At 73.3% G+C, this 5,635-nt stretch carries 6 protein-coding genes and 2 pseudogenes; 4 read left to right on the top strand and 4 right to left on the bottom strand.

All coding sequences use genetic code 11. The features are described 5' to 3' along the window. The 3 genes and pseudogenes from L6E12_RS30485 to L6E12_RS30475 all read left to right on the top strand — a co-directional run. A pseudogene (locus tag L6E12_RS30485) lies at window positions 1-889 on the top strand (RNA polymerase subunit sigma); the annotation flags it as partial. Between the two features lie 11 nt (window positions 890-900). Beyond that, entirely contained in the window at window positions 901-1,443 is a 543-nt protein-coding gene (locus L6E12_RS30480) for a GtrA family protein (protein ID WP_236231382.1), read from the top strand. Between the two features lie 28 nt (window positions 1,444-1,471). Then, window positions 1,472-1,969: a GtrA family protein gene (locus L6E12_RS30475; protein WP_236231381.1), complete on the top strand. Its 498-nt coding sequence runs from the start codon at window positions 1,472-1,474 to the stop codon at window positions 1,967-1,969. Window positions 1,970-2,007: 38 nt separating this feature from the next. On the opposite strand, the gene L6E12_RS30470 is transcribed toward L6E12_RS30475, so the two are convergent. Together L6E12_RS30470 and L6E12_RS30465 are read right to left on the bottom strand one after the other, a co-directional pair. Continuing rightward, window positions 2,008-3,300 carry an ATP-binding protein gene (locus tag L6E12_RS30470; protein ID WP_236231380.1) on the bottom strand — a complete coding sequence of 431 codons (1,293 nt, stop codon included), beginning with the start codon at window positions 3,298-3,300 and terminating at the stop codon, window positions 2,008-2,010. A gap of 1 nt (window position 3,301) precedes the next feature. Next, window positions 3,302-3,970 (bottom strand): response regulator transcription factor, encoded by a 669-nt coding sequence (locus tag L6E12_RS30465; protein ID WP_236231384.1) that lies wholly within the window; start codon window positions 3,968-3,970, stop codon window positions 3,302-3,304. A gap of 39 nt (window positions 3,971-4,009) precedes the next feature. Between L6E12_RS30465 and hisN the strand changes: the two genes are divergently transcribed. After that, a complete protein-coding gene (gene hisN, locus L6E12_RS30460) occupies window positions 4,010-4,786 on the top strand; it encodes a histidinol-phosphatase (RefSeq protein WP_374201972.1) in 777 nt (258 codons plus the stop codon). 116 nt (window positions 4,787-4,902) lie between these two features. On the opposite strand, the pseudogene L6E12_RS30455 reads toward hisN, so the two are convergent. Both L6E12_RS30455 and L6E12_RS30450 read right to left on the bottom strand, forming a co-directional pair. Next, a pseudogene (locus tag L6E12_RS30455) lies at window positions 4,903-5,160 on the bottom strand (hypothetical protein); the annotation flags it as partial. Beyond that, window positions 5,157-5,635: TNT domain-containing protein (locus L6E12_RS30450; RefSeq protein WP_236231379.1), on the bottom strand; the 479-nt coding region annotated here is incomplete at its 5' end. The gene L6E12_RS30450 and the pseudogene L6E12_RS30455, both read right to left, overlap by 4 nt.

Below are 5,635 nucleotides of genomic sequence, written 5' to 3'. Positions count from 1 at the left end.
CGACCCGCCCGCGCCGCCCGCCGCCGAGGCCCCGGCACCCCCGCCGCCACCCGGCCCCGCACCGGCACCCGCGCCCGCGCCGAACCCGCCGCAGGCGCCACCACCGGCACCCACACCGGTCCTCGACGCCGCGGGCCCGGTCGCACCGCCGGTCCTGGTGCCGGGGCAACCCGCCGACATCGTCATGACCGTGCGCAATACCGGCGGCAAGACGTCCGGGCCGGTGACGGCGGTCCTGCGGCTGCCCGAGGGCATCCGCGCCGTCGCCGAGCGCGCCCTGGCGGTGCGCTGCCCCGGGGGCGCCGGGACGATCACCTGCACCAGCGCGGGCATCCCCCCGGGGGAGACCGCGTCGTTCAGCTTCACCGTGGTGGCCGACCCCGGTGCCCGCGACGGCGTGATCACCGGCTCGGTGACCGCCGAGGGGGTGGCCCCGACGAGCTTCAGCATCCCGGTGCGGGTCGCCCCGCCCGCGCTCCGGGACGCCGTGCGGGTGCTGGCCGCGCCGCGCCCCGGCTTCCCGCACGGCGAACCGGCGCTCGACGTGCGGGTGCTCAACACCGGGGAGAGCAGCAAACCGGTCACCATCAGCTTCGACCGGCTGGTCCACCGGGTCACGTCGGCGGCCCCGCTCGACTGCACCCGCGCCCACGAGCGCTCCACCTGCTCCACCCGCGGCCCGCTCGCCCCGGGCGCGACCCTGGCGCTGGTCGCGCACACCGACCCGCCCGGCTGGCAGGACCGCTCGATCACCGTGACGGCGGTCCTGGGCACGGCGAAGGACAGCGCGGTCGCCTGGATCCCGTGGTGGTCGTGGTCGATGCCGACGAACCGGTCGGACCGGACACCGGAGCCGGGCAACGGGACATCGGGCGTCCACCCTGGATAGACTCCGCCGCCATGGCCTTTGTCGAGAATGTGCTCGCCCTAATCCCGGAACCGGTGCGAGCCATCCTGGTCAGGCATCGGGAACTGCTCAAGTTCGCAGTCGTCGGCGGTATTTGCTTCATCGTGACAATCACGGTGAACTACGTGCTCAAATTCACCGTGCTGAACCGCAATCCGGTGACCGCGCAGGCCGTCGCGGTCATCGTCGCCACCATCGCGTCCTACGTGCTGAACCGGGAGTGGTCCTTCCGGGAACGCGGCGGCCGGGAGCGCAGGCACGAGGCGGCGCTGTTCTTCCTCATCAGCGGGATCGGCGTCGGCATCAACTCGCTGCCGCTGTTCGTGTCCCGCTACGTGCTGGACCTGCAGGTCCCCAACGTGACCCTGATCACCCAAGAGGTCGCCGACTTCGGCTTCGGCATCGTGCTGGGCACGGCCCTGGCGATGGTCTTCCGGTGGTGGGCGTTCAAGAAGTGGGTGTTCCCCGACGCCGAGGCCAGGGTGCGCCCGCTGCGGGCGGTCCGCCCTGACAGCGACACCGAGCGGGCGGCGTAACCGCAGGTCCTTCGCCTAGACTGCGCCGGTGACCGTAGTCGAGTCGGTGTTGGGCGTGCTGCCCGCACCGCTGCGAAACCTGCTGCTCAAGCACCGCGAACTGCTGAAGTTCGCGGTGGTGGGCGGCACGACGTTCGTCATCGACAACGTCATCTGGTACGTCCTCAAGCTGACCGTGCTCGCCGACAAGCCGATCACCGCGAAGGCGATCGCCATCATCGTGGCCACCATCGCGTCCTACGTGCTCAACCGCGAGTGGTCGTTCCGGATGCGCGGCGGCCGGGAGCGCAGGCACGAGGCGGCGCTGTTCTTCCTCATCAGCGGCATCGGCGTCGGCATCAACCTGGTCCCGCCATTCGTGTCCCGCTACGTGCTCGACCTCGAGGTGCCCAACGTCACCCGGGCGGTGCAGGAGATCGCCGACTTCGCCAGCGGTTCGATCATCGGAATGCTGCTGGCGATGTTCTTCCGCTTCTGGGCATTCCGCAAATGGGTCTTCCCGGACGAATTGCAACACCGCCGTTGAGCGGGACCGACAAGAACTAGCGGGGCGAGCGTGCTGAACTAGCGGGGCGAGCGTTCTGCGGGCCATTTCACCCCGCGCACGTTGCCCGCCTTCGGCACCGGCAGGAACACGGTGAACGTCGGCGGCCTGGCCGTCGACAGCTCCAGCCTGCCGCCGTCGGAGTCGACCAGCGCCCTGGCCAGCGCCAGGCCGAGGCCGGTGGAACCCGCCCCGGACACGCCGCGGTCGAAGATGTGCGGGGCCAGCTCGTCGGGCACCCCCGCCCCGCCGTCGCTGACCTCGATGACCACCGTGTCGGCGCGCGTCGGGTCGCCGGTGCGGGCGGCCAGGGTGACCGTGCCCGCCCCGTGGCGCAGCGCGTTGTCCAGCAGCACCCCGATCGCCTCGCGCAGCCGGGCCGGGGTGACCCTGGCCAGCAGGCCGGGGGACAGCCGGGCCCGCAGCGCCCGCCCCTCCGAGCGGAACACCCCGCGCCACTCCTCGACCAGCCCGGACAGCTCCTGGGCCAGGTCCACCGGTTCGGCGCCGACCGCGCGGGCCTCGCGAGCGGCGGCGAGCAGCTCGTCGAGCACGTCGGCCAGCCGCTCGGCCTGCTCCAGCGCCTCCCTGGCCTCCGCGGCGGCGTCGGCGTCCGGGACGGACGTCAGCGCCTCCAACCGCAGTTGCAACGCTGTCAGCCTGCTGCGGAGCTGGTGCGACACGTCGCCGACCAGGTCCCGCTCGCGCTGCACCAACTGGGCCAGCGCGGTCGCCGACGCGTCCAGCGCCTCGGCGACCATGTCCAGCTCGAACAGGTCGTAGCGGGCCCGGTCCAACCGGAAGTCGCCCGCCCCGAGCCGGGTGGCGCGCTCGGCCACGTGCCGCAGCGGCCGGGCCAGCCTGCGCGCGGTGACCATCGCCACCACCGTGCCCGCCGCGATCGTCAGCACCACCACCAGCGACACCAGCACCGTCACCTGGGCCTGCCTGGTCCGCAGCGGCCCGGCGTCGAGCAGCAGCCGGACCCGGCCCTGCCCGACGATCGGCAGCTCGTCGGTGGTCACCATGTCCTCGACCAGCGGCGCGCCGTAGCTGCGCTCGCCCTCGCCGGGGATCGTCACCACCAGCCGCCCGCCCGGCGGCACCGCCAACTGCACCTTGGACAGGTCGACGCGGCGGCCGTTGGCGATCTCGTCGTCCAGGGTCGCCGCGATCTGCTGGCCGCGGGTCTGCAGGTCCTCCTTGGTCAGGCTCTCCACTACCTGCAGGGCCGTGTAGCCCAGCGGGATGCCCAGGGCGCAGGCGGTGACGGTGACCGCGAGCAGGATCGCGAGCAGGATCCGGCGGCGCACGTCACTCCGCGTTGAAGCGGAAACCGACCCCGCGCACGGTCGCGATGCGCCGCTCGGAGAAGCGGGGGCCGCCCTCGCCGAGCTTGCGGCGCAGCCACGACATGTGCATGTCCAGCGTCTTCGACGTCTTCAGCTCCGGGTCGCTCCACACCTCGGTCAGGATCTCCTCGCGGGTCACCACCTGGCCCGCGCGCTGGATCAGCACCCGCAGCAGCTCGAACTCCTTGTTCGCCAGGGTGATCTCCGCGCCGTCCACGGTCACCACCCGGGCGGCGAGGTCCATCCGCACCCCGTTGACGTCGATGGCGCCCGGGGCCTGGCGGCGCAGCAGGGCCCGGATCCTGGCCAGCAGCTCGGCCAGCCGGAACGGCTTGGCCACGTAGTCGTCGGCGCCCGCGTCCAGCCCGACGACGAAGTCGACCTCGTCGGCGCGCGCGGTCAGCATCAGGACCGGGATGCCGCGACCGGCGGCGCGCAGCCGCCTGCACACGTCCAGGCCGTCCAGACCCGGTAACCCCAGGTCGAGCACCAGCAGGTCGGGCACACCGGTCGAGGCCGTCTCCAGCGCGCTCTGGCCGTCGGAGACGACGTGCACCTCGTAGCCCTCCCGGTGCAACGCCCGGGACAGGGGATCGGCAATGGCCGCGTCGTCCTCGGCCAGCAGCACCACACTCACAGGAGACAGCGTAGGCGTGACACCATCGTCGCCGTGTCAGCCGACCTCACTTTCGCCCTCCGGCTCGCCGACGCGGCCGACGGGATCACCCGTTCGCGGTTCCGCGCGGCCGACCTCACCGTCGAGCGCAAACCGGACCGCACCCCGGTCACCGACGCCGACACCGCCGTCGAGGACGCCGTCCGCGCCCTGCTCGCCGAGGCCAGGCCGGGCGACGCGGTGGTCGGCGAGGAACGCGGCGGGGAGGTCGGCGCGGGCCGGGCCTGGGTGCTCGACCCGATCGACGGGACCAAGAACTTCCTGCGCGGCGTCCCCGCCTGGGCCACGCTGATCGCCCTGGTGGAGGACGGCGTGCCGACGGTCGGCGTGGTCAGCGCCCCCGCCCTGGGCAGGCGCTGGTGGGCCGCCCGCGGCGAAGGCGCCTGGCTGGGGCAGGACGGCGCGGAACCGCGCAGGCTGGCGGTGTCCGGCGTGCGCGACCTGGGCGACGCCTACCTGTCGACCACGCACCTGGGCACGTGGACGGAGTACCACTCGCGCGAGCACTACCTGGCCCTGGTGGACGCGTGCTGGGAGAACCGGGCGTTCGGTGACTTCTGGCAGCACTGCCTGGTCGCCGAGGGCGCGATCGACCTGGCCGCCGAGCCCATCGTGAACCCGTGGGACGTGGCCCCGCTGCAGGTGCTGGTGCAGGAGGCGGGCGGCCGGTTCACCGACCTCGGCGGGATCGCCCGGTTCGACGGCGGCACGGCCCTGTCGTCCAACGGCCACCTGCACGACGCCGCACTGGACGTCCTGCGCCGCGACTAGCCCTTCGGGGCGGCCTCGTCGACCACCAGCGGGATCCGCCCGGTCTCGGGCTCCTCCTGGGTGACCGCTTGCGGAACGGCGGTCTCCTGGGCGGCGGGCGCTTCCCCGGCGACCAGGAGGACGCCGACGACCCCGCGCACGACCTGCGACCAGGTCAGCCTGCCGAACAGGTAGTGGCAGGCCACCTGCTCGCTGGTGAACCGCGCCCAGTCGTAGCGGTTGCCCTGCTCGCGCCAGAACACCTCCCACCCGGGGGTCTCCGGGTCCGGGTCGGCCACCAGGCACCAGGTGTTGTCCGCCTCGACGCCGACCGAGACGACCCCGGCCGGAACGCCCACCGCGGCCAGCAACTCCACTACGGACTCGGCGTTCACGCCCGTGCCTCCCCGGTGATGTCGGTCAGGTAGCCCAGCGCCACCAGGTCGGCGGCGGACCGGGTGGCGCGCAGGCGGTCGCCGCCGCCGGGCTGGGCGAACCAGGGCGCCGACACCGCGCGCCACACCGGCAGCGGTCGCACCACCCGGTAGCGGTGGTACCCGGCGGTGAGCAGCGCGGGCGGCAGCGAACGCCGGGCGAACGGGGTGCCGTCGGCGGCGAACACCCGCCCCTCGGCGGTGCCGAACCGGTCGACGACGGTGCCCACGGCGAGCACGTCGGGCTCACCCGCGGCCACCCCGCCCTCGGGGAAGACCTCACCGGGCGGCCAGGCGTACTCGGTCGCGGACGCCTGGTCGTTCGGGTCGTACGGGCGGACCAGGAAGCGGCGGTCCCAGTCCCGCTCGTGCTCACCGCCGAGCGGGTCGTACCCATCGGCGAGGCCACCAGGACCGCCGACCGGACCACCGGTTC

Origin of the sequence: Actinokineospora sp. PR83 (assembly GCF_021056305.1) — a bacterium.
Classification (GTDB): Bacteria; Actinomycetota; Actinomycetes; order Mycobacteriales; family Pseudonocardiaceae; genus Actinokineospora; species Actinokineospora spheciospongiae.
Note: the sequence above shows the minus strand (reverse complement) of the source record. Positions and strands in the feature narration are given on the sequence as shown.

What these genes read in the sequence shown, in the direction of transcription:
- L6E12_RS30480 (WP_236231382.1), top strand. Translation starts at nt 901, where the DNA reads ATGGCCTTTGTCGAGAATGTGCTCGCCCTAATCCCGGAACCGGTGCGA.